General features: G+C 69.4%; 18 protein-coding genes and 1 riboswitch. Of the genes, 10 read left to right on the forward strand and 8 right to left on the reverse strand.

Annotated elements, in window-relative coordinates; translation table 11 throughout:
* Nucleotides 1-512: 512 nt before the first annotated feature.
* A riboswitch (TPP riboswitch) is annotated at nucleotides 513-636 on the forward strand.
* Nucleotides 637-709: 73 nt separating this feature from the next.
* The 5 genes from thiC to AB4851_RS30310 all read left to right on the forward strand — a co-directional run bounded on the left by thiC (nucleotide 710) and on the right by AB4851_RS30310 (nucleotide 6,601).
* Nucleotides 710-2,641 carry a phosphomethylpyrimidine synthase ThiC gene (thiC, locus tag AB4851_RS30290; RefSeq protein ID WP_414444368.1) on the forward strand — a complete coding sequence of 644 codons (1,932 nt, stop codon included), beginning with the start codon at nucleotides 710-712 and terminating at the stop codon, nucleotides 2,639-2,641.
* Between the two features lie 235 nt (nucleotides 2,642-2,876).
* A complete protein-coding gene (locus tag AB4851_RS30295) occupies nucleotides 2,877-3,089 on the forward strand; it encodes a glycine zipper 2TM domain-containing protein (RefSeq protein WP_414444367.1) in 213 nt (70 codons plus the stop codon).
* Between the two features lie 142 nt (nucleotides 3,090-3,231).
* Complete coding sequence (locus AB4851_RS30300; protein ID WP_414450043.1) at nucleotides 3,232-3,588, forward strand: hypothetical protein; 357 nt, start codon at nucleotides 3,232-3,234, stop codon at nucleotides 3,586-3,588.
* A gap of 245 nt (nucleotides 3,589-3,833) precedes the next feature.
* Nucleotides 3,834-4,769, forward strand: coding sequence for a DMT family transporter (locus AB4851_RS30305; RefSeq protein WP_414450044.1), 936 nt, complete (start codon nucleotides 3,834-3,836; stop codon nucleotides 4,767-4,769).
* A 500-nt stretch (nucleotides 4,770-5,269) separates the two neighbouring features.
* Nucleotides 5,270-6,601: an EAL domain-containing protein gene (locus AB4851_RS30310; protein WP_414450045.1), complete on the forward strand. Its 1,332-nt coding sequence runs from the start codon at nucleotides 5,270-5,272 to the stop codon at nucleotides 6,599-6,601.
* 51 nt (nucleotides 6,602-6,652) lie between these two features.
* Here AB4851_RS30310 and arfB read toward each other — a convergent pair whose 3' ends face one another.
* The 4 genes from arfB to recC are packed head-to-tail and all read right to left on the reverse strand — an operon-like array spanning nucleotide 6,653 to nucleotide 16,489.
* Complete coding sequence (gene arfB, locus AB4851_RS30315) at nucleotides 6,653-7,054, reverse strand: alternative ribosome rescue aminoacyl-tRNA hydrolase ArfB (RefSeq protein ID WP_414444363.1); 402 nt, start codon at nucleotides 7,052-7,054, stop codon at nucleotides 6,653-6,655.
* A complete protein-coding gene (locus AB4851_RS30320; RefSeq protein ID WP_414450046.1) occupies nucleotides 7,051-9,402 on the reverse strand; it encodes an AAA family ATPase in 2,352 nt (783 codons plus the stop codon). Before AB4851_RS30320 ends, arfB begins: the two co-directional genes overlap by 4 nt.
* The gene (gene recB / locus AB4851_RS30325) at nucleotides 9,399-13,133 is read right to left on the reverse strand and encodes an exodeoxyribonuclease V subunit beta (protein WP_414450047.1); all 3,735 of its coding nucleotides are present in this window, start codon (nucleotides 13,131-13,133) and stop codon (nucleotides 9,399-9,401) included. Before recB ends, AB4851_RS30320 begins: the two co-directional genes overlap by 4 nt.
* Nucleotides 13,130-16,489 carry an exodeoxyribonuclease V subunit gamma gene (gene recC / locus AB4851_RS30330; protein ID WP_414450048.1) on the reverse strand — a complete coding sequence of 1,120 codons (3,360 nt, stop codon included), beginning with the start codon at nucleotides 16,487-16,489 and terminating at the stop codon, nucleotides 13,130-13,132. Before recC ends, recB begins: the two co-directional genes overlap by 4 nt.
* Nucleotides 16,490-16,651: 162 nt before the next feature.
* Between recC and AB4851_RS30335 the strand changes: the two genes are divergently transcribed.
* Nucleotides 16,652-18,949, forward strand: a complete 2,298-nt coding sequence (locus AB4851_RS30335; RefSeq protein WP_414450049.1) for an FUSC family protein — start codon at nucleotides 16,652-16,654, stop codon at nucleotides 18,947-18,949.
* Between the two features lie 40 nt (nucleotides 18,950-18,989).
* Here the strand turns inward: AB4851_RS30335 and AB4851_RS30340 are convergent, their stop codons facing one another.
* The 3 genes from AB4851_RS30340 to AB4851_RS30350 all read right to left on the reverse strand — a co-directional run bounded on the left by AB4851_RS30340 (nucleotide 18,990) and on the right by AB4851_RS30350 (nucleotide 20,329).
* Nucleotides 18,990-19,205, reverse strand: coding sequence for a hypothetical protein (locus AB4851_RS30340; protein WP_414450050.1), 216 nt, complete (start codon nucleotides 19,203-19,205; stop codon nucleotides 18,990-18,992).
* A 35-nt stretch (nucleotides 19,206-19,240) separates the two neighbouring features.
* Nucleotides 19,241-19,711, reverse strand: coding sequence for an Lrp/AsnC family transcriptional regulator (locus tag AB4851_RS30345; RefSeq protein WP_414444357.1), 471 nt, complete (start codon nucleotides 19,709-19,711; stop codon nucleotides 19,241-19,243).
* Between the two features lie 129 nt (nucleotides 19,712-19,840).
* Nucleotides 19,841-20,329 (reverse strand): hypothetical protein, encoded by a 489-nt coding sequence (locus AB4851_RS30350; RefSeq protein ID WP_414450051.1) that lies wholly within the window; start codon nucleotides 20,327-20,329, stop codon nucleotides 19,841-19,843.
* A 190-nt stretch (nucleotides 20,330-20,519) separates the two neighbouring features.
* Between AB4851_RS30350 and AB4851_RS30355 the strand changes: the two genes are divergently transcribed.
* Together AB4851_RS30355 and AB4851_RS30360 are read left to right on the forward strand one after the other, a co-directional pair.
* Entirely contained in the window at nucleotides 20,520-20,855 is a 336-nt protein-coding gene (locus AB4851_RS30355; RefSeq protein WP_414450052.1) for a hypothetical protein, read from the forward strand.
* Nucleotides 20,856-21,105: 250 nt separating this feature from the next.
* A complete protein-coding gene (locus AB4851_RS30360) occupies nucleotides 21,106-22,299 on the forward strand; it encodes an ammonium transporter (RefSeq protein WP_414450053.1) in 1,194 nt (397 codons plus the stop codon).
* Nucleotides 22,300-22,323: 24 nt separating this feature from the next.
* On the opposite strand, the gene AB4851_RS30365 is transcribed toward AB4851_RS30360, so the two are convergent.
* The gene (locus AB4851_RS30365) at nucleotides 22,324-23,262 is read right to left on the reverse strand and encodes a DMT family transporter (RefSeq protein WP_414450054.1); all 939 of its coding nucleotides are present in this window, start codon (nucleotides 23,260-23,262) and stop codon (nucleotides 22,324-22,326) included.
* A 74-nt stretch (nucleotides 23,263-23,336) separates the two neighbouring features.
* Between AB4851_RS30365 and AB4851_RS30370 the strand changes: the two genes are divergently transcribed.
* Complete coding sequence (locus AB4851_RS30370) at nucleotides 23,337-24,194, forward strand: LysR substrate-binding domain-containing protein (RefSeq protein ID WP_414450055.1); 858 nt, start codon at nucleotides 23,337-23,339, stop codon at nucleotides 24,192-24,194.
* 24 nt (nucleotides 24,195-24,218) lie between these two features.
* Nucleotides 24,219-25,040, forward strand: coding sequence for an SIR2 family NAD-dependent protein deacylase (locus AB4851_RS30375; protein ID WP_414450056.1), 822 nt, complete (start codon nucleotides 24,219-24,221; stop codon nucleotides 25,038-25,040).
* The last annotated feature ends 416 nt before the right edge of the window (nucleotides 25,041-25,456 follow it).

Genomic DNA, 25,456 nt, shown 5'->3' on the forward strand with positions numbered 1-25,456 from the left:
CGCGGCCGGGGCCTCGGCGAGCGGCGCCGCGAAGCGATCGGAACGAAGGGAACGAGCGTGCGCGCGCGGCCGGCAATGAGCCGGAGCGGCAGGGAAAAACAGGCGGGACGGCATGTCGTGGAGAACGGAACCGAAGGAAGTCGAACTGGCCCGGCAGCGCGGGAGCGCTGCGACCGGCAGCGCGTCGAAAGCATTATGCATGAACGCCACGAACGAAATTCGGGGTCAATCAGGAAATGCGCGGCGCTGACGTTTCGGCGCGACACAGCCACCCGGCAATTGTCGTCAAACGACCGGAATCAGCCGCCAAACGACAGCACCAGACAGCGCCAGACAGCGCCAACCCACGGCGCCCACCGCCAACGCCGGACCGACAGCGCCGAATCGCCCCCGGCGTTTTCCAACCATTTTTGCGGCCGCCAGCGGCCAGGGGCCTGCCTCGATGGCCTGCCACGGCGGCAATCGGTATCCCGACCGGTTGAAACCTCGGCCGTCCGGGTGTATCGTTCGGCCTGCTAACGCGGGGGTCCTGCGTTGCGCGGTCCGGCGTTCGGGATTTCGCGCTTCGCGGGTGAGAAATACCCTTTGAACCTGATCTGGATAATGCCAGCGCAGGGAAGCGTACGGGCTTGCGCCATCCGTCGTCCTTCCGGCCAGCCTGCCGCCTATTTCGTCTCCTGCTTAGCGCCCCACATCAGGAGATGAACGCATGAATGCCAATCCGAAGTTCCTGTCCGCCGACGCCCGCGTCGACGCCGCCGCCGTCGCTCCGCTGCCGAATTCGCGCAAGGTCTACGTGACCGGCTCGCAGCCGGACATCCGCGTGCCGATGCGCGAGATCACGCAGGCCGACACCCCGACCGGCTTCGGCGGCGAGAAGAATCCGCCGATCTACGTGTACGACACGTCCGGCCCGTACACCGACCCGGACGCCACCATCGACATCCGCTCGGGCCTGCCGGCGCTGCGCCAGGGCTGGATCGAGGCGCGCGGCGACACCGAAACGCTCGACGGCCTGTCGAGCGAATACGGCCTCGAGCGCGCGGCCGACCCGGCCACCGCCGAGCTGCGCTTCCCCGGCCTGCATCGCAACCCGCGCCGCGCCGCGGCCGGCAGGAACGTCACGCAGATGCACTACGCGCGCCAGGGCATCATCACGCCGGAAATGGAATACATCGCGATCCGCGAGAACCAGCGCCGCGCCGAATACCTCGAAAGCCTGAAGACGAGCGGCCCGAACGGCGCCAAGCTGGCCGCCATGATGGGTCGCCAGCACCGCGGCCAGGCGTTCGGCGCCGCCGCGTTCGGCGAGCAGGCGCTGACCGAGATCACGCCGGAATTCGTGCGCGACGAGATCGCACGCGGCCGAGCGATCATCCCGGCCAACATCAACCACCCGGAATCGGAGCCGATGATCATCGGCCGCAACTTCCTCGTGAAGATCAACGCGAACATCGGCAATTCGGCCGTCACGTCGTCGATCGGCGAGGAGGTCGACAAGATGACGTGGGCGATCCGCTGGGGCGGCGACACGGTGATGGATCTGTCGACCGGCAAGCACATCCACGAAACGCGCGAGTGGATCATCCGCAACAGCCCGGTGCCGATCGGCACGGTGCCGATCTACCAGGCGCTGGAAAAGGTCAACGGCAAGGCCGAGGACCTGACCTGGGAAATCTTCCGCGACACGCTGATCGAGCAGGCCGAGCAAGGCGTGGACTACTTCACGATCCACGCCGGCGTGCGCCTGCAATACGTGCCGCTGACAGCCAACCGGATGACCGGCATCGTGTCGCGCGGCGGCTCGATCATGGCGAAGTGGTGTCTCGCGCATCACAAGGAGAGCTTCCTGTACGAGCACTTCGAGGACATCTGCGAAATCATGAAGGCCTACGACGTGAGCTTCTCGCTCGGCGACGGCCTGCGCCCCGGCTCGATCTACGACGCGAACGACGAAGCGCAGCTCGGCGAACTGAAGACGCTCGGCGAACTGACGCAGATCGCCTGGAAACACGACGTGCAGGTGATGATCGAAGGCCCGGGCCACGTGCCGATGCAGTTGATCAAGGAAAACATGGACCTGCAGCTCGAATGGTGCGACGAAGCGCCGTTCTACACGCTCGGGCCGCTGACGACGGATATCGCGCCGGGCTACGACCACATCACGTCGGGCATCGGCGCGGCGATGATCGGCTGGTTCGGCACGGCGATGCTCTGCTACGTCACGCCGAAGGAACACCTCGGGCTGCCGAACAAGGCCGACGTGAAGGAAGGGATCATCACGTACAAGCTCGCGGCGCACGCGGCCGATCTGGCCAAGGGGCATCCGGGCGCGCAGGTGCGCGACAACGCGCTGTCGAAGGCGCGCTTCGAGTTCCGCTGGGAAGACCAGTTCAACATCGGCCTCGATCCGGACAAGGCGCGCGAATTCCACGACGAGACGCTGCCGAAGGATTCGGCCAAGGTCGCGCACTTCTGCTCGATGTGCGGCCCGCACTTCTGCTCGATGAAGATCACGCAGGACGTGCGCGACTTCGCGGCCAAGCAGGGCCTGACGGAAAACGAGGCGCTGAAGAAGGGGATGGAGGTCAAGGCCGTCGAGTTCGTGAAGACCGGCGCCGAGATCTATCACCGCCAGTAAGGCGGTTCGCGGCGGGCCATGGTCGCACGGCCTTTCAACAGGCAAGCGCAAGCCGTGTGCCCGCCGCGATACATTTGATTACGCCGGACAAAACGGCTTAACAAGTCCTTACAGCAAGGTCGGGCGCGCTCGCCTAGATTGGTAATGTCGCGCGCGAATGCGAACTACCGGTGAGCCACATGCCTGCATCGACGCACCGCGCGCCCCGACCCTTCCATTCTGCGAGGACACAGCCATGAACGCGATTCGACGAGCCGGCATCGGCGCCATCCTGATCGCCACCATCGCAAGCCTGTCGGCCTGCGATTCGATGAGCACGCGCCAACGCGATACCGCGATCGGCGCCGGCGTGGGCGGCGTGGCGGGCGCAGCAATCGGCGGCAGCGCGCTGTCGACGCTGGGCGGCGCGGCCGCCGGTGGGCTGATCGGCAATCAGGTCGGCAAGTAAGGCCGGAGGCGCTGTGTGAAGCGGCCTGTTTTCGGCGCAGGATGAAATCTGCCGTTACCGTTTCACACAGCGTTTCATCTTTCGCAGGCCTAAGCTCCGGGTATCTTCCTTCGACCAGGACGCCTCCGCGCGGAGGCTCGCCATGAAAACCCGCATCCTTATCGCCGCCGGCCTCGCCACCGTCTCGCTCGCCGGCTGCTATTACCCGTACGGCTACTATCCGGGCGGCTATTACGCTGCCGCACCCGTGCAGACCGAAGCCGCGCCGATCGCCGCGCCGGCTTCCACTTACCCGGCGCCAGTTGCCGCGCCTGCTCCCGCGTATGTCGCACCGGCCTACCCGGCCTACTACCCCGCCTATCCGGCCCCGGCCTACTACCCGGCCTATTCGGGCTTCTGGGCGCCGTCGATCTCGCTCGGCTTCGGGTTTGGAGGCGGTTGGGGTGGACGGGGCTGGGGCGGGCGCGGTTGGGGCGGCGGTTGGCACGGGCGGCATTGATCGTCGATGCGGGCCGGCTTGCCGGGTGCCGAAGCGAGGCTTCGGTGCCGTCATGCGCGTGCCGCCGATCGCTGCGCGCACAAGGATTCCAACAGGGCCGATCCGGCGGCTCGGTGACATCGCGCACTGACGGCCAGCTCGCTCGCACCATTTTCCGCTTCTTGCCGTTTCATCCCGGCGTGTAACATCGGGCGCGCGGGCGGGGCTACCCTGCCTCGCATTCCTCGCTCACTGCCCACCACGCCATGTCCACCCGCCAACTCTCGCTGTTGCTCCTGCTTGCCTCGCTCTGGGGCGCATCGTTCCTGTTCATTCGCGTCGGCGTCGCCGAATTCGGCGTGGCGCCGCTGATGGTGCTGCGGGTCGGCTTCGGCGCGCTGTTCCTGATCGTGCTCGCGCTCGTGCGGCTCGGCCCGGCTACCGTCTGGCGCACGCTGCGCCGCCACGCCTGGCCGCTGCTGGTGTGCGGCCTGCTCAATTCGGCCGCGCCGTTCTGCCTGTTCGCGTTCGCCGAACTGACGCTGCAGGCCGGCATCACCTCGGTCATCAACGCGACGGCGCCGCTGTGGGCCGCGCTGGTTGCCTATCTGTGGCTCGGCGAGCGGCTGTCGGCGCCGCGCACGCTCGGGCTGGTGATCGGCTTCGGCGGGGTGCTGCTGCTGGTGGGCGATCAGGTGTTCGCGCCGGACGGTGCAACGGGTGGCGCGAACGCCTCGGCCACGCTGCTGGCCGCGGCCGCCGCGCTCGGCGCGACGCTGCTGTACGGCATCGCGGCCAACTACACCAAGCGCAAGCTGTCCGGCGTCGATCCGCTGCTGAACGCCACCGGCACCATGACCGGCGCGACGTTCCTGCTGGTGCCGTTCGCGCTCGCCTCGTGGCCGGCCGCGCCCGCATCGGCGCAGGCCTGGGGCGCGGTGATTGCGCTCGGCATCCTGTGCACGGGCGTGGCCTATCTGATCTTCTTCTACCTGATCGCCAAGGTCGGCCCGTCGCGCGCGATCACGGTGACGTTCGTGATCCCGATCTTCGGCATCCTGTGGGGCGCGCTGTTTCTCGGCGAGATCGTCGCGCCGATGATGCTGGCCGGCTGCGCGGTCGTGCTGCTCGGCACCGCGCTCGCCACCGGCGCGATCAAGCGGATTCCGGGGTTCGGGCCGGCGCGCGATCCGTTGGGGTAAGCGGCGCGAGGGGGATGCGGGGCGGGTTGCGTCGGCTGACCGGCTCGGTCGGCTCGGCATGCAGGCATCGCCGACGCGAGCGTCATCATCGGCATCGAGCCGGCAAATCGTCATGGCGCGCCGTACCTGTCGGCGGCGCGCCACGCTCCGCACCGGCCATCCACGCCGGCCACGCGGCGGCATCCGAACGCATTTCAGCCGATTCGGCGCCACTCCAATCGTTTGCGTCCGGCGAATCCGACGAATTCCAGAGGCTCCTTGATTTCGGCCGTGCGGGACCGTACCGAGGGCCGTGCGAATCCTGTCACAATTCGGGGCGTACGGCATTTTCCGTGGTCATTCATTCGGTGTAGAGTACGTGAGCGCGAGCCGCCGCAGATCAGGGAAACCCACTATTCGAGCGCGCCGCAAGCCTATTCCGACGTTTCATACGACACCGTGCGGTGCGCCGACGATCCCCTCCGGATCGCACCGCGTCCGCCTCACCGAAGCTACGCGCAATGCCACCGTCCGCCGAACTGACGCTTGAACATCTCGTCAGCCTGCTCGTTTCAGACGGCGCCGGCGGCTGGTGCGCGAACTATCGCGGCATGCGCCTGAGCAGCGTGTTCCAGCCGATCCTGTCGATCACGCACCGCCGCATCGTCGGCCACGAAGCGCTGGTCCGCGCCCATGCCTCGCCCGACGAATCGCTCGAACCCGAAGCACTGTTCGCACTCGCCCACACCCGCAACGACGCCCCGCTGCTCGACCGCATGACGCGCTGCCTGCACGCCGCGAATTTCGCCGCGCAGGATACCGGCCAGGGCTGGCTGTTCCTCAACGTGATGCCGCAGATGCTCGATTCGGGCAGCGCGCAACGCGAATCGATCGACGAGCTGTGCGCGCACTTCGCGCTGCCGCCCACCCGCGTGGTGCTCGAAGTGACCGAGCAGCCGGTGCGCGACGAAGCCGCGCTGGCGCGCACCATCGACCGCATCCAGCACCGCGACTTCCTGATCGCCGTCGACGATTTCGGCACCGGCTTCTCGAATTTCGACCGGGTCTGGCAGGCGCGCCCCGACATCGTCAAGCTCGACCGCTCGCTCGTCGAGCGCGCGCAGCAGCCCGGCGACGCGCGACGCAACATCCGCCACCTCGTCACGATGCTGCATCAGGCCGGCGCGCTGGTGCTGGCCGAGGGCATCGAAACCGATCAGGCGTTGCAGGTGATGATGGATGCCGACGTGGATTTCGTGCAGGGCTTCCTGTTCGGCCTGCCCGACGGCTCGCTCGAACGGGCGAGCCGCGGCGGCACGCAGCGCGTCGACGCGGCCTGGCAGCGTCATGCCGAGCGGCGTGCCGAGCGCTCGCAGCGCGCGCTCGCGGCCGGCCCCGGTTTCGAGGAACTCGAAAACCGCCTGCTGGACGCCGCGCACACCTATCTCGGCAATGGCGACCTGTCGGCTGCGACCGAACCGCTGCTGGCCATGCACGCGATCCGGCATGTGTTCGTGACCGACGAGAACGGCGTGCAACCGGCGCCGTCGATCACCCCGCCGGGCGCCGTGTCGCCCACCCAGGCCGCGCGCCTCGCGCCGCTGTTTCCCGAAATCGGCAGCAACTGGTCGCGGCTGCCCGTCTGGCAACGCGCCGTGGAAACGCCGGGCCGCGTGATCGTGGCCGGCCCGCACCACTCGCTGACGGCCGGCCGCGACGCCTGGACGGCCGCCGTGGCAGTGCCGGTGCCGCCGGACGGCCCGGTGCGCGTGGTGGTCTGCGCCGAGTTCGTGCCCGATCACGGCGGCCTTCACGAAACCGTCGACGCGCTCAGTTCCGGCAAGCCCCACTAAGCGGCATGCCGGCGGCGGCGCATCGCCCCGCCGCTGCTGCGCGTCCCGACCTCAATCGCTGACCTTCCCCCTGCCCGCCTTCACCGCGCCGCGCCGGCTCTTGGCGTCGAGCCGCCGCTCCTTCGAGCCGCGCGTCGGCCGCGTGGCGATGCGCGCACGACGCACCACGGCCACGTCCGCGATCAACGCATCGAGCCGCGCCAGCGCCGCGACGCGGTTCTGTTCCTGCGTGCGATATTCCTGCGACTTCAGCACCACCACGCCGTCGCGCGTGATGCGCTGATCGGACAGCGCAAGCAGGCGCTCCTTGAGAATGTCGGGCAGCGACGAGGCGCGGATGTCGAAACGCAGATGGATCGCGCTCGACACCTTGTTGACGTTCTGCCCGCCCGCGCCCTGGGCACGCACGGCCGACAGTTCGATCTCGGCCGGATCGAGCGTATAGCGGATCATCGCGGCGCCTCCTCGTCGATGGGTTCGCGCGTGCCGGCTTGCGCGAGGCCGGCCTGCGCGAAGCGCGCGGCCGCGTCGGCCATGCGCGCGGCCAGGCCCGAATCGCGCTGGGTGCGGGTGGCGATCGCCTGCGCCAGCACGGCGCGCGGCCCGATCACCTGCACGCGCTGGCGCGCCCGCGTGATCGCGGTATAGACCAGCTCGCGCGACAGCACCCGCCCGAACGCGGCCGGCAACACCAGCGCCGCCTCGTCGAATTCCGAGCCTTGCGACTTGTGGACCGTCAACGCGAACGCCGTGTCGTGCGGCGGCAGCGCGGCCGGCGAGACGGCGCGCAACTGGCCGTCCGCGCCACGGAACCACACGCGCAACGCGCCGCGCGGGTCGGGCAGCGCGATGCCGATATCGCCATTGAACAGGCCGAGCGCGTAATCGTTGCGCGTGACCATCACGGGCCGCCCCGCGAACCAGTGCGCACCGACCGCGAGCGGCACACGCACGCGGCGGCGCACCAGCGCGGCCAGCCGCTGGTTGATCTCGTCGGCACCGCGTGCGCCGCTGCGCGTCGCGCACAACACGCGAAAGCGGTTCAGCGCGTCGAACAGCGGCAGCGGGTCCGGCTCGGCGGCGGCGAGCGCGTCGCGCAAGCTGTCGCCGTACGCGGCAAACCCGGCCGCGAGACGGTCGAGCGTGGCGGCGGCGAGCGCGTCGCCGCCGTCGGCGTCGAAACGCGCGGCGGCATCGGCGTCGGTCGAGAGCGTGTCGAGCGCGGCCTGCGCATCGCCACGGCGGATCGCCAGCGACAGGCGGCCAATCGGAGAATCGAGGCCGAAGCGGTAGTTGCGTTCGAGCCAGACGACGCTGTCGGCGAGGGGGGATAGCGCGGTTCGATGCGCGTGTTGCAGCGTGGCCGGTCCGAATCCGGCCTCAGGCACCGGCTCGCTGCGGATCGCACCGGACGCCGCCGGATGCGCCTCGTCGATCTGCCACGTATCGAGCCACGACAGTTCCGCCGGTTCGATCCACGCGTCGAGCGGCGCGCCGGAGAACGTGGCGTCCGTCTCCGGCAGGTCGGGGCGTGGCGCTTCGACCGCGGACGGTGCGGAAACAACGGAAGCAGCGGCATCGTCGTCGAAATCGAACAACGAGCCTTGCGCCGGCTTGTCGGCCGCTGCCGCATCGGCCGCCTTGCGCGCCGCGACACGACGCACCGGCACGGCAGCCTGCGCCACCGAATCGTTCGCCCAATCCGGCTTGCTCGCCTCGCCCGGCAACGCTGCGACGAACTCCGCCGCGCTGACGCCGAGCACCGCCGCGATCCGCTCGCAACCGGCCGCGCTGAACGCCGGCCGCGCGCTCAATTCGGCAAACACCGCGCCGGCCTCGACGGCGGCAAGCTGATCCTTGTCGCCGAGCAGCACCAGCCGCGCGCCCGGCGCCAGCGCGTCGAACAGATGCGCGGCCAGCGCGACGTCGATCATCGACGCCTCGTCGATCACGACGAGGTCGTACGGCAGCGGATTGTCGCGATGATGGCGAAAGCGCCCGCCGGGCAGCCAGCCGAGCAGCCGGTGCAGCGTGAACGAGGTTTGCGGCAGGCGCGCGGCCAGCTCGGGCGGCAGGTTCGAGGCGCGCGCGTGCAACGCTTCCTGCATGCGTTGCGCGGCCTTGCCGGTGGGCGCGGCCAGCGCGATGCGCAGCGCCGGCTGCATCTCCAGGAGGCAGGCGATCACGCCCACCACGGTAGTGGTCTTGCCGGTGCCGGGGCCGCCGCTGACGATCGTCACGCGCCCGCCCAGCGCCACCACGGCCGCCACGCGCTGCCAGTCGATCTCGCCCGCGCGCGGCGCGGCGAAAAAGCGGTCGAGGCTCGCACGCAGCGCTTGCGGCTCGGTGCCCGCCCCGCCCGCCAGGGCATCCGCCGCGCCGGCCCGCGCATGCAGCACGAGCGCATCGGCCAGACGCGTCTCGTAATCGAAATAGCGCGCCAGATAGAGCCGCCCTTCCGGATCGATCACGAGCGGACAATCGGCGCCCGGCGCGGCGCGGCCGAACGCGGCCACGCCACTCGCGGCCAGTTCGTCGCGCACCGCGTCGAGCGTGGTGTCGTAGCGCTGCGCGAGCGCGCCGAGCGAAATGCAGACGTGCCCGGCCGCGGTCGCCCGGCTGGCCGCGAACGCCGCGCGCGCGGCCCAGCGCGCCGCATCGGACGACGCGCCGAGCCGCCGCGACAGCATCCCGATCCGGCGCGCGAAGCCTTCGGCCAGCGCCAGCCCGAAATCGGCCGGCTCGGGCAGCCGCTCGGCCAGCCCGCCGACGAAGCCGAACGGTTCGGTCAGGTCCTTCATGCGCGCTCCTTGCCCATCAGCGCGTCGAGCGCCTCGACGAGTTCGCGCGACGGCCGCCGCGCATGCACGCCGGCCGCCTGCCCGCCGCTGACCCAGCCCGGCCGCACACCGCGCACGAACAAATACAGATATCCCGCCATATGCGTGTCGTAGTCATAGCCGCGCAAGCGCACGCGCAGGTAGCGATGCAGCGCGACCGTATAGAGCAGCGCCTGCAGGTGATACGCGTGATCGGCCATCGCCGCGTCGAGCGCGGCCGGCCCGTAGGCGTCGGCTGTCGCGCCGAGGTGGTTCGATTTCCAGTCGACGATCCAGAACCGGCCGTCGTGCTCGACGATCATGTCGATGAAGCCCTTGAAGAAACCGGCCAGCGTGCCCGCTTCGAGCGCGACGTCGGGATGGCCGTGCGCGACGAGCAGCGCGCGCAGCGCGGCGAAATCGAGCGACACGGCCGGGAACAGGAATTCCATTTCGTTGAGCCGCCGCGCGGGATCGATCGCATCGAGCCGCAGGCCCGGCACCAGTTCGGTGGCGACCACGTCGGCCACCATGCGCAGCATCATCGCGGGAAGCCGTTCCGCCAGCTCCGGCTCGGCTTCGACGGGCCGCTCGTGCAGCGCGCGCCGGGCCGCCTCGGGCCAGCCCTCCGGCGCGCCGAAATCGCTCAATTCGAACAGCAGGTGCAGGCATTCGCCGGCCGCCGCGCCACGCGGGAACGCGACGATATCGTCGGGCTCGGGCGGCGTGGCGGCCGTTGCCCCCACGCCAGCGTCGATGCGCGGCGTGAGGGCAACGGCCGCCGCGAGCGCATCGTGATCGGGCCGCAACGCCTCGTCGGGCACCGTGGCGATGCCCTCCTGCTCGCGCGCCAGCGACGCCGTCAGCGAACTGAAGCTCGCGATCCGCCACGCATCGCGCAGGAAGCGCGCCGCCTGCCGCGCGCCGCCGAGCCGTTCGGCATCGTGCCCGGCCGCGAGCGGCGAGCGCGACGACACCACCGGCAACGGCGCGATCGAGATCGGCCCGCTCGCCAGAGCGGCCCAGCGCTGCGACAGTTCTTCCGATTCGGGCGGCTTCTCGAGCCACGCATCGAAGCCGTAGCCGGCACCGGCCACGAGCCAGTTCAGCACGCTGCGGCGCGCCTCCTTGGTCGACCTGGCCGACTGATAGACACCGGCCACCAGATAGCAGCGATAGACGGCCCGCGTCAGCGCCACGTACACCAGCCGCGCGCGCTCGGCGGCCTGCTCGCGGCGCGCCTGCGCCGCCGCCATCTCGGTGGCCGCCTCGTCGCAGCCGTAATGCAGCACGGCCGCGCCGGTGTCGTCGTGATACTCGCGCGCATCGGGCAGCGCTTCCTCGCGCGGCTCGTGCAGGCGGCCGTCGTTGAGGAACGGGCAGAACACCACCGCGTATTCGAGCCCCTTCGACTTGTGCACGGTGACGATCTGCACGAGGTTGCGATCCGATTCGAGCCGCAGTTGGGCATCCTCGCCGCCCCCGCCAACCGCGCGCTGCGCGGCCAGCCAGCGCAGCGTCGGCGCGATGCCGGGCTGCGCCGAGGCGCGCGCCTGCGTCAATTCGGCCAGATGGTTGACGTCGGTCACGCGCCGCTCGCCATCCGAGCCGCCGATCAGCCGCTCGGCGATCCGCAGTTCGCGCGCGAAGCTGCGCCACATCACGGCAAAGCCGCGCTCGCGCCAGATCAGCCGGTAGCGCGAGAAGCGCTCGACCCAGCTCATCGCGTCGGCATCGGCCTCGCCGGCCTCGCCCTGTTCGAGCCGCCACAGCGCGGACGCGTCCATGCCGAACCAGTCGGTGGCGAGCGCGGCGCGCAAGCGGCGCAGGTCGCCGGGCGCGTCGATCGCGGCCAGCACGCGTTCGAGCTGCTCCGCATCGAGCGTGGCGAACACCGAGGCCTGCGCCAGCTCGACGCTGCCGATGCCCCACGCGGCCAGCATCCGCTTGACGAGGCTGCCCTGCCGGTGCGTCTGCACCAGCACCGCGATATTGGCCGGCGTCAACGCCGCCTCGCCGAGCCGCACCGAACCGTCGCGCGCACCGCGCATGAGCCGCGCGATCTCGGCAGCGCAAGCCTGCGCGGCATGCCGCTGCGCGTCGCGCTTGGACAGCGCGTCGTCGCCCTCAGGCAGCGTCCAGATCCGGAAATCGCCGGTGCCCGCCTGCGGATCGGTGTCGTCGAAGAACGGCGCGCGACGACGCTCCCCGGCACGCACCGGCTCGTAATCGAGGCCATCGAGCACGAACGCGCGCGGGTTCGCCATGAACACGCGGTTGCAGGCATCGACAATGGCCGACGTCGAACGCTGATTGACGGCCAGCGTGTAGCGCGCGCTGGCCCGCTCGCGCGCGGCCAGATAGGTATGCAGATCGGCCGCGCGGAAGCTGTAGATCGCCTGCTTCGGATCGCCCACCAGGAACAGCGGGCCAGCCGGCGCGAAGATCGTGTCGAAGATCTCGAACTGCAGCGGATCGGTGTCCTGGAATTCGTCGATCAGCGCGGCCGGATAACGGCGGCGCAGCGTATCGGCCAGCCACGGATGCGCGACCAGCGCGTGATGCAGGTTCGCGAGCAGATCGTCGAACGACACCACGCGGCGCGTGCGCTTCTTTTCCGCGAGCCGCGCGGGTGCCTCGGCCAGCCAGTCGGCGATCAGCGCGAGCCAACGGGCGCGCTGTGCGGTCTCGGCCGCCGCGAGCGCCAACTCCAGCACCTCGGCCGCGTCGAAGAACGGATGCACGGGCGTCGCGCCGCCCTTCTTGGTTGCCTTCTCCAGCGCCGTGCGCGTGAGCTTGAGCGCCGGCTTCGTCAGCGGCGCGGGCGGCGCCGCGCCGGCTTCGGGCATCGCACCGAAATACGCGGCCCAGGCGGCCAGCGCGTCGGCCACCGCTTCGGGCTTGTGCGAGCGCTGGTTCAGCGAGGCCTGCGCAACATCGAGCGACTGCGCGATAGCCGAACGCTCGGCTTGCCAGAACGAAGCAGCCGCGGCATGAGCGGCCCGCAGCGCCGTGTCGGCATCGGCGCCGTCGGCCTGCGGATCGGGCAGCCCGTCGAAGCGCAGCGCGGCCAGCGGCTTCTTGAGCCGCCGCGCCAGTTGCGCGTCGAGCGCGTCCGGCCCGGCGCGATTCGCCACCAGCCACGCGGCAAAACCCGCATGCGCGGCGGCGGCCGGCTCGACGCGCGTGCGCCAGTAATCGGCGGCCAGCTCGAAGCGCAGCGCGGCATCGTCGGCCTCCATCTCGAACGCGAACGGCATGGCCGCCGCGAACGGCGCTTCCTGCAAGGCGCGCTGGCAGAACGCGTGAATCGTGTGGATCGCCGCCTGATCGAACGCGCGCAACGCACGGTTGATGCGCTTGCCGGCCAACTCGCGATCGATCTCGCTGCCCGGCCCGAGCGTGGTGGCGAACAGCTTCGCGATGAACGGATCGCCGCCGTCGTCGTCGCATTCGAGCGCATAGGCCAACTGCGCGAGACGGCCGCGAATCCGCTCGTGCAACTCGGCCGTGGCCGCCTTGGTGAACGTGACGACGAGGATCTGATCGGCGTTCAGATCGTGTTCGAGCAGCAGCCGCACATACAGCGCGCAGATGTTCCAGGTCTTGCCGGTGCCGGCCGACGCCTCGATCTGGTTGACGCCCGCCAGCGCGCAGGCGAAGACGTCGAGTTCCTGCGCCGCGAGCGCGGGGGCGATGGCGTGCTGCGTCATGCGCCGCTCCTCAAATGCTCGACGAGCGGATCGAAAACGAGATGCGCGAGCGCCGGGAACGGCGCGTCGAGCGAGAGGTTCGCGCCGCGCCAGGCGGTGGCGAGCGCGGCGTCGTCGGCTTCGCTGGCCACCCGCTCGTTGATCCAGACGCCGGCCGCCTTCGATTCGCCATCCGACACGAGCGCCCAGGCACTCTTCGGAAAGAAGCGCAGCGGCATGCGACGGCCGGCGCGGAACAGCGCGGCCAGCGGCGCGAGATGCCGGTGCGGATCGGCCACCGGCGCGAATTCGAAACCCTCGCCGCTGCCGAACCAGAGCGTGCGGCGCGGGCCGCCCGGATCGATCGCGCAATAGACGAGATGCGCGAGCCACGCGGACAGATGATCGCGCGCACCGGGCCGCGCATAGCGATAGATGACCTGACCCAGCGGCGTGAGCCGGTTCAGCGTGCCGTGCAGCGCGAGCGGGCGGGCCTGCGCGTCGGCGGCCAGCCCGGCGTCGAACGGCCCGAACCACGGCAGTTCGCCGTCAGGCCAGGCCGGCGCGATGTCGAGCGCGAACGGCCGCCGCTCGGCGCCGCCTTCGAGCGCCTGCCGCACATTGCCGGCGAGCCGCTCCAGGCCGCCGAGCGCCTGCTCGCGCCAGACCGCGCCGGTCGCGCCGCCCGGCATCTCGGGGCTGGCGTCGGCCACCCGCCGCGCCAGTTCGGCCACGCTCGCGCCTTCGGTTTCGACGAACAGCGGCAGCACGCGCGCGGCCAGCGCGTCGCTGCCCGCGTAGTCGAGCGCGAACGGCTCGCTGTCGATCAATTCGGCCTGCGCATCGAACAGCGCCACGCCGAGCCGGTCGCGCAGCAACGCGCGCGCCGGGTGCCGCCAGAAGCGCTCGAAATCGCCGAACGCCACCGGCGCATCGGCTTCGGCCGGCAACGGCGCGGCGAAGAACGGCGGCGCCTCGCGGCTTTCGCCGCGCGCCAGTTGCCCGGCCAGCGCCGCGCGTTCGGCGTCGTAGGAATAGAGCCGGCCACCGCGCTCGAAGTAATCGGCCGAGAACGGCTGCAGCGGATGCTCGGTCACGAACGCGCGCCGCGCCGCCTCGATATCGGCCGGCGCGGCATCGGGGCCGGCCGTGACCTCGGCCACGTAGTCGAGCAGCTCGTCGACGAGCGCGGCCGGCGGCAGCGGCGCGTTGTCGCGAATGCTGCGGCCCGTGTAGGTCACCACCAGCCGGTCGCGCGCGGCCAGCAGCAGGTCGAGGAACAGGTTGCGCTCGTCGTCGCGGCGCTGGCGATCGCCAAGCTTGGCGAACACGGCCATCAAATCGAACTCGTCGGCACGCGCGAGGCTCGGCAGCACGCCGTCGTCCATGCCGACCAGGCACACCATGCGATACGGCAGGCCGCGCAGGCTGGTCAGCGACGAGAACGTGACGCCGCCCCACGGCACCCCGCCGCGCGCCGGATCGTCGAGCGCGGCGGCGAACCCGGCGCGCACCACGGCGGCCGGCATCGGCAGGTCCTGCGCGCCCTCGCGAATGGTGGCCAGCAACGCGTCGAGCGCGTCGCGCACGCCCGACAGCGCATCGGACCACGCCGCGCCCGAATCGAAGAAGCGCGCGAGCGCGTCGGCGAAAATCTCGCTCCATTCGCCGGGCGTCGCTTCGGCCACGATGCGGCCGGCGAACCAGTCGAGATCGTCGGTGAAACGCGCGAGCCGGCCGAGCAGTTCGGCTTCGCCGCCCTCGGGGCCGTCGATCGGCAGATAGGCGCCGACCGGCGCCGCGCCGTCCGGCATCGCGTAGCCGAGAAAGAGCCGCGCCAGCGCATCGGCGAAGGTATGGCGCTGCACCGGCACGGCCGGGTCGGCCACCGTGCCGGGCCGCGGCTCGGCTGCCGCCAGCCCGCGCCGCGCGCCCGCTGCCGCGAGCCAGGTCTGCACGGTTTCGAGCGCGGCCGCGTCGATGCCGTAGCGCGCGGCCACCGCATCCACGCGCAACCATTCGATCAGTTCGGGCGCGCCCACCTCGCGCTCGGGCAACGCGAGCCAGTCGAGCAGCACGCGCGCCACCGGGTTGGCCTGCGACGGCGGCAACCCGGTAATGCGATACGGCACGCGCGCGGCCTCCTGCGAAGCCGAGGTGCCGAACACGGCGTCGATCAGCGGGCCGGCCGCGGCCAGATCGGCGACGGCCACCACCACGTCGGACGGCGCAAGCGTCGAATCCTCGGCGAACGCGGCCAGCAGCCGGTCGTGCAGCACTTCGAGCTGGCGCGCGAGGCTGTGGCAGACATGCACCTCGATGCCGCGCGCGGCCGGCGTCGGCCCCAGTTCGGCCTCGGGGCGCAGGTCGAGCATGGCGTTCTGGATACGCGCGAGCCAGCTGTCGGCCTCGAACGCCTCGAAGCGCGACGCATCGGTGGCGGCCGCCGATTCGGTCAGCTCGTGCAGCATGTGCAGTTGCGCCTGCGTCTGGCGGCCCCATTCGGCCAGCAACGGATGGCCGACCTGCTGGTAATCGAGTTGACCCGCCGCATCGAGCGATTCGGCGCGCGCCTGCGTGACGATGTCGAACCAGAATTCACGGCACGGATTGAGCGCGTAGATCCGCACGTCGATCCAGCGCGACAGCTCGCGCAGCAGCGCCACGTGCAACGGCGGCATGGTGGGCAGCGCGAACACGCTGACGGCGTCGGGCCAGGCGGCCAGCGTGCGCGCGTCGGGCGCGAGCGACGGCGCTTCGCGCAGGAAGCGGTGCGCGGGCGGCTCGCCGTCGTCGGCCAGCTCGGCCACCAGCGCGCGCCACAGCGCGGCCTGCCAGTGCTCGTCGTCGCGCGCGGCCTCGGCGCCACGCGAAGGCGTGCCTTCCAATGCGAAGATCGAGCCGCCGTCGCGCCAGGCCGCCAGCCACTCGGGCCGGTACGTCAGGTAATGATCGAATACCGAGGCGAGCCGGTGGGACAGCTCGTAGCGCATCGGCGCATCGGCCGCCGCGAGATAGGCGGCGAGGCGCGGCGAGGCGAGCCACGGCGCGGCTTCGCCGCCCTGCTCCGCACGGCTCGACAGCAGCCGGTAGCACCGCCAGACGAGCCGGTCGGGCGCGAACGGCGAGCGCGGCGGCACGTGCAGCACCTGGCCGATCTGCGCCCACAGCCATTGCGCGAGATAGTTGAACTGGACGTTCGCGCAAATGCCGTGCCGCGCGGCGATATCGAGTTCGAGCCGCCGGCGCAGCGCCGCGCTCGGCACGATCACCTGCTGCGCGGCCCACGGCCCCGCCGCGCCGGGATGCGACGCGAGATGGTCGATCAGCGCATCGGCCAGCGTTTCGTGACGGTTCGAGAAAAAGAGGTGGAGCATGCGGGCGGCGGCGGTGACGGTACGCGGCCGTGGGCCACGCAGGAAGCGCCAAGGATAGCAAACGCACCGCCGCACGGATATTCGGCCAAACAGCCAGCTTTTCGGGGCGACGAAATACGATAGACTCGTCCGCCTGCCCGCGCTGTTCGCCAACTGTCCTCGATGCGCTATTCGATCGAAATCAAGAAGTTCCTGTACAGCCAGTATTTCTTCGGCGGCCTGCGGATCGCCGTCGGCGTGTCGTTGCCGGCGGTGCTGTGCCTGATCGTGTTCAACGATCGCGATCTCGGTTTCACGATCGCCACCGGTGCGCTCGGCGCCTGCGTGGTCGACATGCCCGGCCCGCTCAAGTACAAGCACAACGAAATGCTCGCATGCAGCGTGATCGGCTTCCTGTCGGCGCTGGCCACGGGCCTCGCCACGCCGAACATCTTCGCGCTGTGGCTGACCATCGTGCCGCTCACGTTCGTGCTGTCGCTGATCGTGGTGTATGGCAACCGCTGGCCGCAAATCAGCTTCGCCACGCTGTTCATGATGGTGATGACGCTGGAGGACAGCTTCACGCCCATGGAGGCGCTGATCAACGCCGCGTGGATCCTCGCCGGCGGCCTCTGGTACACCTACTGGGCCACGCTCGTGTCGCGCTGGCAGGCGCGCCGCATCGAGCAGCAGGCGCTGGCCGACAGCCTGTTCGCGCTGGCCGGCTACCTGCTCGCACGCGCCGATTTCTACGATCTCGAAGCCGATCTCGACGAGTGCTACCGCAACCTCGTCGTCAAGCAGGTGGCGGCCGTCGAATCCCAGGAAACCGCGCGCGACATCGTGCTGCGCAACCTGCCGAAGCTGCGCGGCGGCAAGCTCGACCGCGCCCGCACGCTGATGTTCAACCTGTTCATCAACAGCGTCGACCTGCACGAGATGTTCGTCGGCGCGCATACCGATTACCCACTCGTGCGCAGCACGTTCGGCGAATCGGACATGCTGCTGTTCTATCGCGACCTGATCCGCAAGGCGGCGGCCGATCTCGAAACGGTGGGCCTCGCGGTGCTGCAGAACCGCGCGCCGCAAACCCGCACCAGCGTGAAGGCGGAACTGCGCGCGATCGAGTACGAGATCGAGCTGATGCGCAAGAAGAACTTCCCGGAAACCAACCCGGAAGCCTATGCGGCCGTGCTGGCCACGTTCCGGCGCATCTGGAGCGCCACGCGCCTGATCGACAAGATGCGGCGCACACTGGCCGCCACGCCGGACGTCGCGCAAACCGAGCTGAAGATCGACCAGACCCTCGCGCGCTTCCTGCAGCGCCGCCGGCTCTCGCCGATGCTGATCTTCTCGAACCTCAATTTCGGCTCGCCGAGCTTTCGCCATGCGCTGCGCGTGACGGGGGCCGTCGCGGTGGCGTTCTGGCTCGGCCGCCTGCTGCCGCTGACCAACGCCTACTGGATCGTGATGACCACCATCATCATCCTGAAGCCCGGCTATTCGCTGACCAAGCAGCGCAACGCGCAGCGGATCGTGGGCACCCTGCTCGGCTGCGCGATCAGCATCGCGCTGATCTACACGGTGAAATCGCCGCCGCTGCTGATCGCGATCATGTTCGGCTCGATGGTGATGAGCTACAGCCTGCTGCTGTTCAACTACGCGGCCAGCGTGGTGTTCACGTCGTCCTACGTGCTGCTGATGTTCCATCTGCTCGCGCCGGGCGGCATGCGCATCATCGGCGAACGCATGATCGACACCGTGGTGGGCTGCATGATCGCGATCGCCGCGAGCCGCCTGTTCCCTTACTGGGAATACCGTGCGATGGGCAAGCTGGTGGACGACGTGCTGGGCAACACGCGCAAGTATTTCGAGGCAGCCTGGCGGGCCGGGAGCGGCAAGGCGCAGGGCGCGCCATCGGTGGCGGCGGTCGACGGCGCGGCGGTGGTGCAGGCGGTGGCGAGCGCGGCGGAAAACCCGAAGGCCTCGCCGCTCGAAAGCGATTATCCGTATCGGCTCGCGCGCAAGAACGTGCATATCGCGTTCGCCAATCTCGGCCAGGCATTCCAGCGCATGATGCTCGAACCGAAGGCCCAGCAACGCTTCGTGCCCGAGCTGAACGACCTGCTGGTGCAGGCGCACGTGCTCGGCGCGCAGATCACCGCCGCCGCGCCGCTGCTGCGCAACGCCACCGGCGAGAGCGCGCCCGACACCTACGCGGCGCTGCAGAACGGGCTGGCCCAGGTGCGCGAGAACCTCGAACAGGCCGAAGCCGGCGTGGCGCCGCCCGGCAATCAGGGCGAGCTGACCAGGCAGCTCACGCGCGATCTCGATTCGATGGTGGTGGAGGCGGAGAAGTCGAACAAGGTCGGCACCGAGCTGACGCACGACCTCAAGGTGCTGGCGCACCAGTGCAAGCAGATGCTGGCCTCGTCGCTGCTGATCCGCAAGGATGCGAGCGTGATCCGGTTGCCGGCCTGATCGGCCGAGCCGCCGACGCCGCACCTGCCCGGCGCGGCGCTCAGTTGCCTGCGGAGGACGCGGCCGACGCAGCGGATGCGGGAGCCGCCACAGCCGATGCCGTCTCGCCGGAAGCCGCCTCGCCCCCATGCGCCGCGTCGTACGCCCGCTTCTCCGAGATCGCGTTGTAGAGCACCGTGCCGATCACCGCGAGCACGATCACGACGATCATCACGGACACGCCGCGTACCGGGTTCTTCCTGGGCTGCTGGTTCATGGCCTGCCTATTTGCCTATACCGGCCTATACGGGCTTATACCGCTGCGGTGCCGCTGCGCACCGGCAACGCCGTCGAGTACTTGATCTGCTCCATCGCGAACGAGGAACTGACGTCGAACAGCGGCACGGCGCGGATCAGATGCTTGTAGACGCGATCGTAATCGGCGATATCGGCCACCACCACGCGCAGCAGATAATCGGTTTCGCCGCTCATGCGGTACACCTCGACCACTTCCGGGATATCACACACCACCTGCATGAAGGTGCGCGCCCATTCCTCGGTGTGCTGATTGGTGCGCACCGCGACGAACACCGTGGTGCCGACGCCGAGCTTGCGCGCATCGCACAACGCCACCTGGGCGCGGATCGCGCCCGTATCCTTGAGCCGCTGAATCCGCTTCCAGCATGGGGTTTGCGACAGATTCACCTTCTGGGCCAGTTCGGCGATCGGCAGCGTCGAGTCGGCTTGCAGCAGTTCCAGCAACTTGCGATCGATATGGTCCATTCCCCGTTCCTGTTGGTCTTGTCGGCGTAGAAAATTTTTCTACGCCGAATACTATACGGGGAACATTATGAAAACTTTATTGGCAACGTCGACCGGGATAAATACGTACGCGGCGCGTTTGCCGGCACCTCAGTTGTTCGCCGACTTCTCGGTATCGGACGACGAAGTGGACGAGGAAGACGACGCAGGCGCGTTATCCCGGCTCCATTGCTGGAGCTTGCGGCCGGCCGATTCGAGGCCGGTGCCGGCGGCCGAGGCGGCCAGCCCGAATGCGTTCGCGGCGGCGCTCTTCAAATGCGCTTGCGCGGCCGACGCCACGTCGCTGGCCGACACGGGCGGCACGGCCGAAGCGGCCGACGCCACGCCGGCCTTGGCCGCGGCGATCTGGCTGTCCACAAAGCTGGCGGCCTGATCGAGCTTCTTGGCCGCGTGGGCGGCCGCATCGGCCACGGCGCTGGCTGCGTGGTCCGGCGTCGACGCGTTCGTGTCCGCCGGCTTGTCGCAACCGGCCAGCATGCCGGCCGCCAAGGCGGCGGCGGCGATCGCCATCAGGCTGCTGCGCCGGGGCGCGGCATGACGAACCGGGGCAAGGAAGGAAAACCGAAAGGGATGCTTCATGTGGGTTGGCGCGACAACGCGCCCTCTCGATGCGGGAATCGCGATGATACGACGGCGGCGAGCTAGCGCCACGTCAGGATTACATTCCCTTTCAGACAAGTCGGGAAATCTTTCGGATTGAACCCATAGGCGGCCCGCGGTGCGCTACCTATAGTCGATCGCACCATGAATTTCTGCGGCGGTCGTTTCCATGATCAATGAACTCGATTGGCTGATCGTGTTGCTCGTCACGCTTGGCGCGACGCTCTCGTTTTGCCGGCATGTGCACCAGCGCTCACCCGATGCCATCGAGCGACGGCGGCGTCGGCACGCCACGCTGTGGCTCGTGCTCGCGGTGATCGGCGGCTGGATCGCGAGCGTGATCGTCGCGCAAGGCATGATCGCGCCGTTCGGCTGGCGCGCCCCGTTCGATCTGCCGCCGGCACCGTTGCTGCTGATCGCCGTGACCTGCGTCGCGCTCTCGCTCGGCTGCGCGTGCTGCGGCTGGCGGCTGCTGCGGCCACGGCGCATTTTCTCGGCGCATTGAGCGCGCGCCCCTGCCGTACACACCCACGCACGCACCATTTGGCGGCACACGCGCACCACCACAATCCATTCGCCAGCACCACACGCGTGCAGCCGGAAGAAATCGCCTGCCTCACGCATCGATCGTGAAACCCGCACCAACCCTGGCACCCCGATCCGGTGCGGTTTCGCACCGGATTCACGCATCGATTCCCCTGATTGGCCCGAATCTTGCTCAAATGCCCCCTTTTCGCGCAAACACGGGCAACAGGATGGACAGTCTCAAATCGGCCACCGACACCTTATTTCTCCTTCTCGGTGCAGCCATGGTGCTGGCGATGCACGCGGGCTTCGCGTTCCTCGAACTGGGCACGGTGCGCAAGAAGAATCAGGTCAACGCGCTGGTGAAGATCCTCGTCGACTTCTCGGTGTCGACGATCGCGTACTTCTTCATCGGCTACACGATCGCCTACGGCATCGAGTTCTTCGACGACATCGGCACGCTGGCCCAGCACAACGGCTATGCGCTGGTGCGCTTCTTCTTCCTGCTGACATTCGCGGCGGCGATCCCGGCGATCGTGTCGGGCGGCATCGCCGAGCGCGCCAAGTTCAACCCGCAGTTGATCGCCACCTCGGTGATCGTCGGGTTGATCTATCCGTTCTTCGAAGGCATTGCCTGGAACGACCGCTTCGGCATCCAGGATTGGCTGACGCACGCGTTCGGCGCGCCGTTCCACGATTTCGCCGGCTCGGTGGTGGTGCACGCGTTCGGCGGCTGGATCGCGCTGCCGGCCGTGCTGCTGCTCGGCGCGCGCCAGGGCCGCTATTCGAAGGACGGCCGGATCGCCGCGCACCCGCCCTCGAACATCCCGTTCCTCGCGCTCGGCGCGTGGGTGCTGGCAGTGGGCTGGTTCGGCTTCAACGTGATGAGCGCGCAGACGCTCGACAAGATCAGCGGCCTGGTGGCCGTCAATTCGCTGATGGCGATGGTCGGCGGCACGCTGGCCGCCTGGCTCGCGGGCCGCAACGATCCGGGCTTCACGTATAACGGGCCGCTCGCCGGGCTGGTGGCCGTGTGCGCCGGCTCCGACGTGATGCATCCGCTCGGCGCGCTCGCCACCGGCGCCGCGGCCGGCGCGCTGTTCGTGGTGATGTTCACGTGCGTGCAGAACCGCTGGCGCATCGACGACGTGCTCGGCGTCTGGCCGCTGCACGGCCTGTGCGGCGCGCTCGGCGGCATCGCGGCCGGCGTGTTCGGCCAGCCGGCGCTGGGCGGCCTCGGCGGCGTGTCGTTCGTGTCGCAATTGTTCGGCACGGTCGGCGGCATCGCGGTGGCGCTGGTTGGCGGCACGATCGTCTATGGCGCGCTCAAGGCGACCATCGGGCTGCGGCTCGACCGGGAAGCCGAATTCGACGGCGCCGACCTGTCGATCCATCGCATCACGGCCACGCCCGAACGGGATTGAGCGGGGGTGCGGGGCGGCCCACCGTTACCTCCCACGCCGCGCGATCAACACCACCCCCGCCCCGGCCACGAACGTCCCGAGCAACATCCGCCAGGTCAGCGGCTCGTGGAACATCGCCCACGCCCACACCAGCGTGACCGACGGGCTCAGGAACAGCACGCTCGACACCCGCGCCGGCGACGCGCGCCGCAAGCAGGCCCAATACAGCCCGTAGCCGCCGAGCGTCGAGAAGATCGCCGTCCACGCCACGCCGGCCGCGAAGCCGGCGCTCGCCACCGGCATCAGGCTGCCGCGCGCGCCCTGCAACACGGCGAAGATCAGCGCGGTCACCACGCCGTGCACCCACAACGCGGCCATCGGGCTCAACGACGGCGCGTGCGCGGCGGCGGACAGCCGCTTGCGCCAGATGCCCGCCGCCGCCAGCGACACCATGCCGGCCACCGGCAAGCCGAGCGCCCAGACGGGCGCAGCGCCCACCCGGAACGTGTCGCGGCTCACCATCAACACGCCGGCCAACCCGAGCGCCAATCCCGCCCACACCCGGCCCGAACTGCGTTCCCGCAGCACGAACGTGGAAATCAGCACGGTGCCGATCGGCAACAGATCGGCAATCAGCGCCGACAGCCCCGCCGACACGCCCAGCTCGATACCCTTCGCCACGCCGGCCAGATAGCCGGCCATCGCCATCGCGCCGATCGCGGCCTCGCGCAGCAGCGCCGCTCCCGACGCCGCGCGAATCTCGCGCGCAACGAAACCGAACGAGCCGATCGACAACGCGATGCAGCGCCAGAACACCACCAGATAAACGGGCGCGTAATCGGCCGAAAAGCGGATGCCGACGAAACCCGAACTCCACGCCATCACCATCAGGCATTCGAGCAGCGGCAACGGGAGCAGAAACGCGGCCGGTGGCGGGACGGAAGGCACGCTCGCGGCGGCGCAGGGGGATCGGGTCGAAGTCATGCACCCAGCCTAAGCGTCGCGCGTGGATTCGAAAATCAAAATATACTGGCCGAGTCGTTCAATAAATTGGAATCATGGACAGCATCCTCGATATCGAACTGCTGCGCACCTTCCACGCGGTGGCGCGCCTCGGCAAGTTCCGCGCGGCGGCCGAGTTCGTGCACAAGAGCCCGGCGGCGGTCAGCATCCATATCCAGCGGCTCGAAGCGGTGGCCGGCGGCCGGCTGCTCGAACGCGACAACCAGCGCGTCACGCTGACGGCGCTCGGCAAGCGGCTGCTGTCGCGCACCGGCGAGCTGCTCATTGCCCACGATCGCGTGCTGGAAGAGATTCGCGGCCGCACGGTGGCCGCGCGCATCGTGCTCGGCGTGCCCGACGAATACGCGGCCCACGTGATCCGCGATCTGCTGCCGGGCTTCTCGGCAAGCTGGCCGAACGTGGTACTCGAAATCCGCACCGCGCCGAGTTTCGAGCTGCGCGAGCGGGTGGCGCGCGGCCAGCTCGATCTGGCCTTGGTGGTGCAGCCGATCCAGTCGGCGCGGCCGGCCGACGTGCTGACCGTCACCACGCCGGTGTGGGTCGCCGGCAGCGGGTTCGCGGTCGATCCCGCGCAGCCGCTGCCGCTGGCGCTCTATGCCGAGCCGTGCCCGTACCGCGCGGCGATCATGACCGCGCTCAAGCAGGCCGGCACGCCGTGGCGCGTGATCATCGAAAGCCCGTCGAGCCAGGCGATCCAGGCCTGCGTCGAATCGGGGCTCGGCGTGACGCTGGTCGATCGCGCGCGCGTCACCGGCCGCATGCGCGTGCTCGATGCGCTGCCGCCGATCGGCGATCACGAAGTGGTGCTGATGCGCGATCCGGCCGGCCGCGAGCAAGCCGGCGAAGCGATCGATCTGCTGGCCGCCACCTTCCGCCAGCAGTTCCGGCTATGACGTTGCGTTGATCAGGAGAGCCCGATGAATCACGACGACGACACCCTCATCGCGCAGGCGGCCGACTGGATTCGCGAGGCCGACGGCCTGCTCGTCACGGCCGGCGCGGGCATGGGCGTGGATTCGGGCCTGCCCGACTTTCGCGGCACGGAAGGCTTCTGGCGCGCGTATCCGGCGCTGCACGGCACGGCGTTCGAGACGATCGCGAACCCGGCCGGCTTCGCGAGCGAGCCGCGCTTGAGCTGGGGCTTCTACGGGCACCGGCTGGCGCTGTACCGGGCCACCGTGCCGCACGCCGGGTTCGGGCTGCTGCGCGATTGGGGCGCGGCGATGGCGCACGGCGCGTTCGTGTTCACCAGCAACGTGGACGGCCAATTTCAGCAAGCCGGCTTCGGCGCCGAACGCGTCGTCGAATGCCACGGCACGATCCATCGGCTGCAATGCGTGGACGCGTGCACCGGCGCGATCTGGCCGGCCGATGCGTTCTCGCCGGAGGTGGATACGGAACGCTGCCTGCTGACGAACGCGATGCCGCGCTGCCCGCACTGCGGCGCGCTGGCGCGGCCCAACATCCTGATGTTCGGTGACGGGAACTGGCTCGAACGCGACACCGCCCGGCAAGCGCAGCGCCTCGCGCGCTGGCTCGAACGGGTCGAGAGGCGGGTGGTGGTCGAACTGGGCGCGGGCGGCGCGCTGCCGACGGTGCGCCGTTTCAGCGAACGCCACGGCCCGCGCGTGATTCGCATCAACCCGCGCGAACCGATGATCGCGACGAAACACGGCATCGGGATTGCCGGCGGCGCGGCCGAGACGCTGCGGCGGATCGACGAGAGGCTGAACGGCTGAGCGCAACGGCGGCGCGAATCGCCCCGGCACGCCGCGATCGCCCCCCTGCCGCGCATCGCATCGCATCGCGCCGCGCCGCCGAGGCGAAGCAAGCCGCCTCGCTCGAAGCGCGCGTGATAACCCCGACTCACCTATCGTTACAGCCAGTCCCGCATCGCACCGCCAGCCGAGCGCGGCCAGGTCGCCGAGCAAGACAACCGCACCGGGGTCGCCAATCAGACGATGTTCGCCGCCGCGCTCGCCGGAATCCAACGCTCCATCCCGCCACGCCAAAGCCGCGCCCCTCCGCCTTCCCCTCGTCAAATCAAATATTCCAAAACACAAACAACAAGCATTCAAAAAACTTTCACATACCCCGCCTACACTCCGCCTCGCATTACAAAAACCTTCCATCAATCTTCCAATCCGTAACGGAA

This window comes from Burkholderia sp. 22PA0099 (assembly GCF_047497165.1).
GTDB lineage: Bacteria > Pseudomonadota > Gammaproteobacteria > Burkholderiales > Burkholderiaceae > Burkholderia.

Excerpts from the sequence above, each read along its gene's own strand:
- thiC (WP_414444368.1), top strand. The coding sequence starts at position 710 with ATGAATGCCAATCCGAAGTTCCTGTCCGCCGACGCCCGCGTCGACGCC.
- AB4851_RS30295 (WP_414444367.1), top strand. The coding sequence starts at position 2,877 with ATGAACGCGATTCGACGAGCCGGCATCGGCGCCATCCTGATCGCCACC.
- AB4851_RS30300 (WP_414450043.1), top strand. The coding sequence starts at position 3,232 with ATGAAAACCCGCATCCTTATCGCCGCCGGCCTCGCCACCGTCTCGCTC.
- AB4851_RS30305 (WP_414450044.1), top strand. The coding sequence starts at position 3,834 with ATGTCCACCCGCCAACTCTCGCTGTTGCTCCTGCTTGCCTCGCTCTGG.
- AB4851_RS30310 (WP_414450045.1), top strand. The coding sequence starts at position 5,270 with ATGCCACCGTCCGCCGAACTGACGCTTGAACATCTCGTCAGCCTGCTC.
- arfB (WP_414444363.1), bottom strand. The coding sequence starts at position 7,054 with ATGATCCGCTATACGCTCGATCCGGCCGAGATCGAACTGTCGGCCGTG.
- AB4851_RS30320 (WP_414450046.1), bottom strand. The coding sequence starts at position 9,402 with ATGAAGGACCTGACCGAACCGTTCGGCTTCGTCGGCGGGCTGGCCGAG.
- recB (WP_414450047.1), bottom strand. The coding sequence starts at position 13,133 with ATGACGCAGCACGCCATCGCCCCCGCGCTCGCGGCGCAGGAACTCGAC.
- recC (WP_414450048.1), bottom strand. The coding sequence starts at position 16,489 with ATGCTCCACCTCTTTTTCTCGAACCGTCACGAAACGCTGGCCGATGCG.
- AB4851_RS30335 (WP_414450049.1), top strand. The coding sequence starts at position 16,652 with ATGCGCTATTCGATCGAAATCAAGAAGTTCCTGTACAGCCAGTATTTC.
- AB4851_RS30340 (WP_414450050.1), bottom strand. The coding sequence starts at position 19,205 with ATGAACCAGCAGCCCAGGAAGAACCCGGTACGCGGCGTGTCCGTGATG.
- AB4851_RS30345 (WP_414444357.1), bottom strand. The coding sequence starts at position 19,711 with ATGGACCATATCGATCGCAAGTTGCTGGAACTGCTGCAAGCCGACTCG.
- AB4851_RS30350 (WP_414450051.1), bottom strand. The coding sequence starts at position 20,329 with ATGAAGCATCCCTTTCGGTTTTCCTTCCTTGCCCCGGTTCGTCATGCC.
- AB4851_RS30355 (WP_414450052.1), top strand. The coding sequence starts at position 20,520 with ATGATCAATGAACTCGATTGGCTGATCGTGTTGCTCGTCACGCTTGGC.
- AB4851_RS30360 (WP_414450053.1), top strand. The coding sequence starts at position 21,106 with ATGGACAGTCTCAAATCGGCCACCGACACCTTATTTCTCCTTCTCGGT.
- AB4851_RS30365 (WP_414450054.1), bottom strand. The coding sequence starts at position 23,262 with ATGACTTCGACCCGATCCCCCTGCGCCGCCGCGAGCGTGCCTTCCGTC.
- AB4851_RS30370 (WP_414450055.1), top strand. The coding sequence starts at position 23,337 with ATGGACAGCATCCTCGATATCGAACTGCTGCGCACCTTCCACGCGGTG.
- AB4851_RS30375 (WP_414450056.1), top strand. The coding sequence starts at position 24,219 with ATGAATCACGACGACGACACCCTCATCGCGCAGGCGGCCGACTGGATT.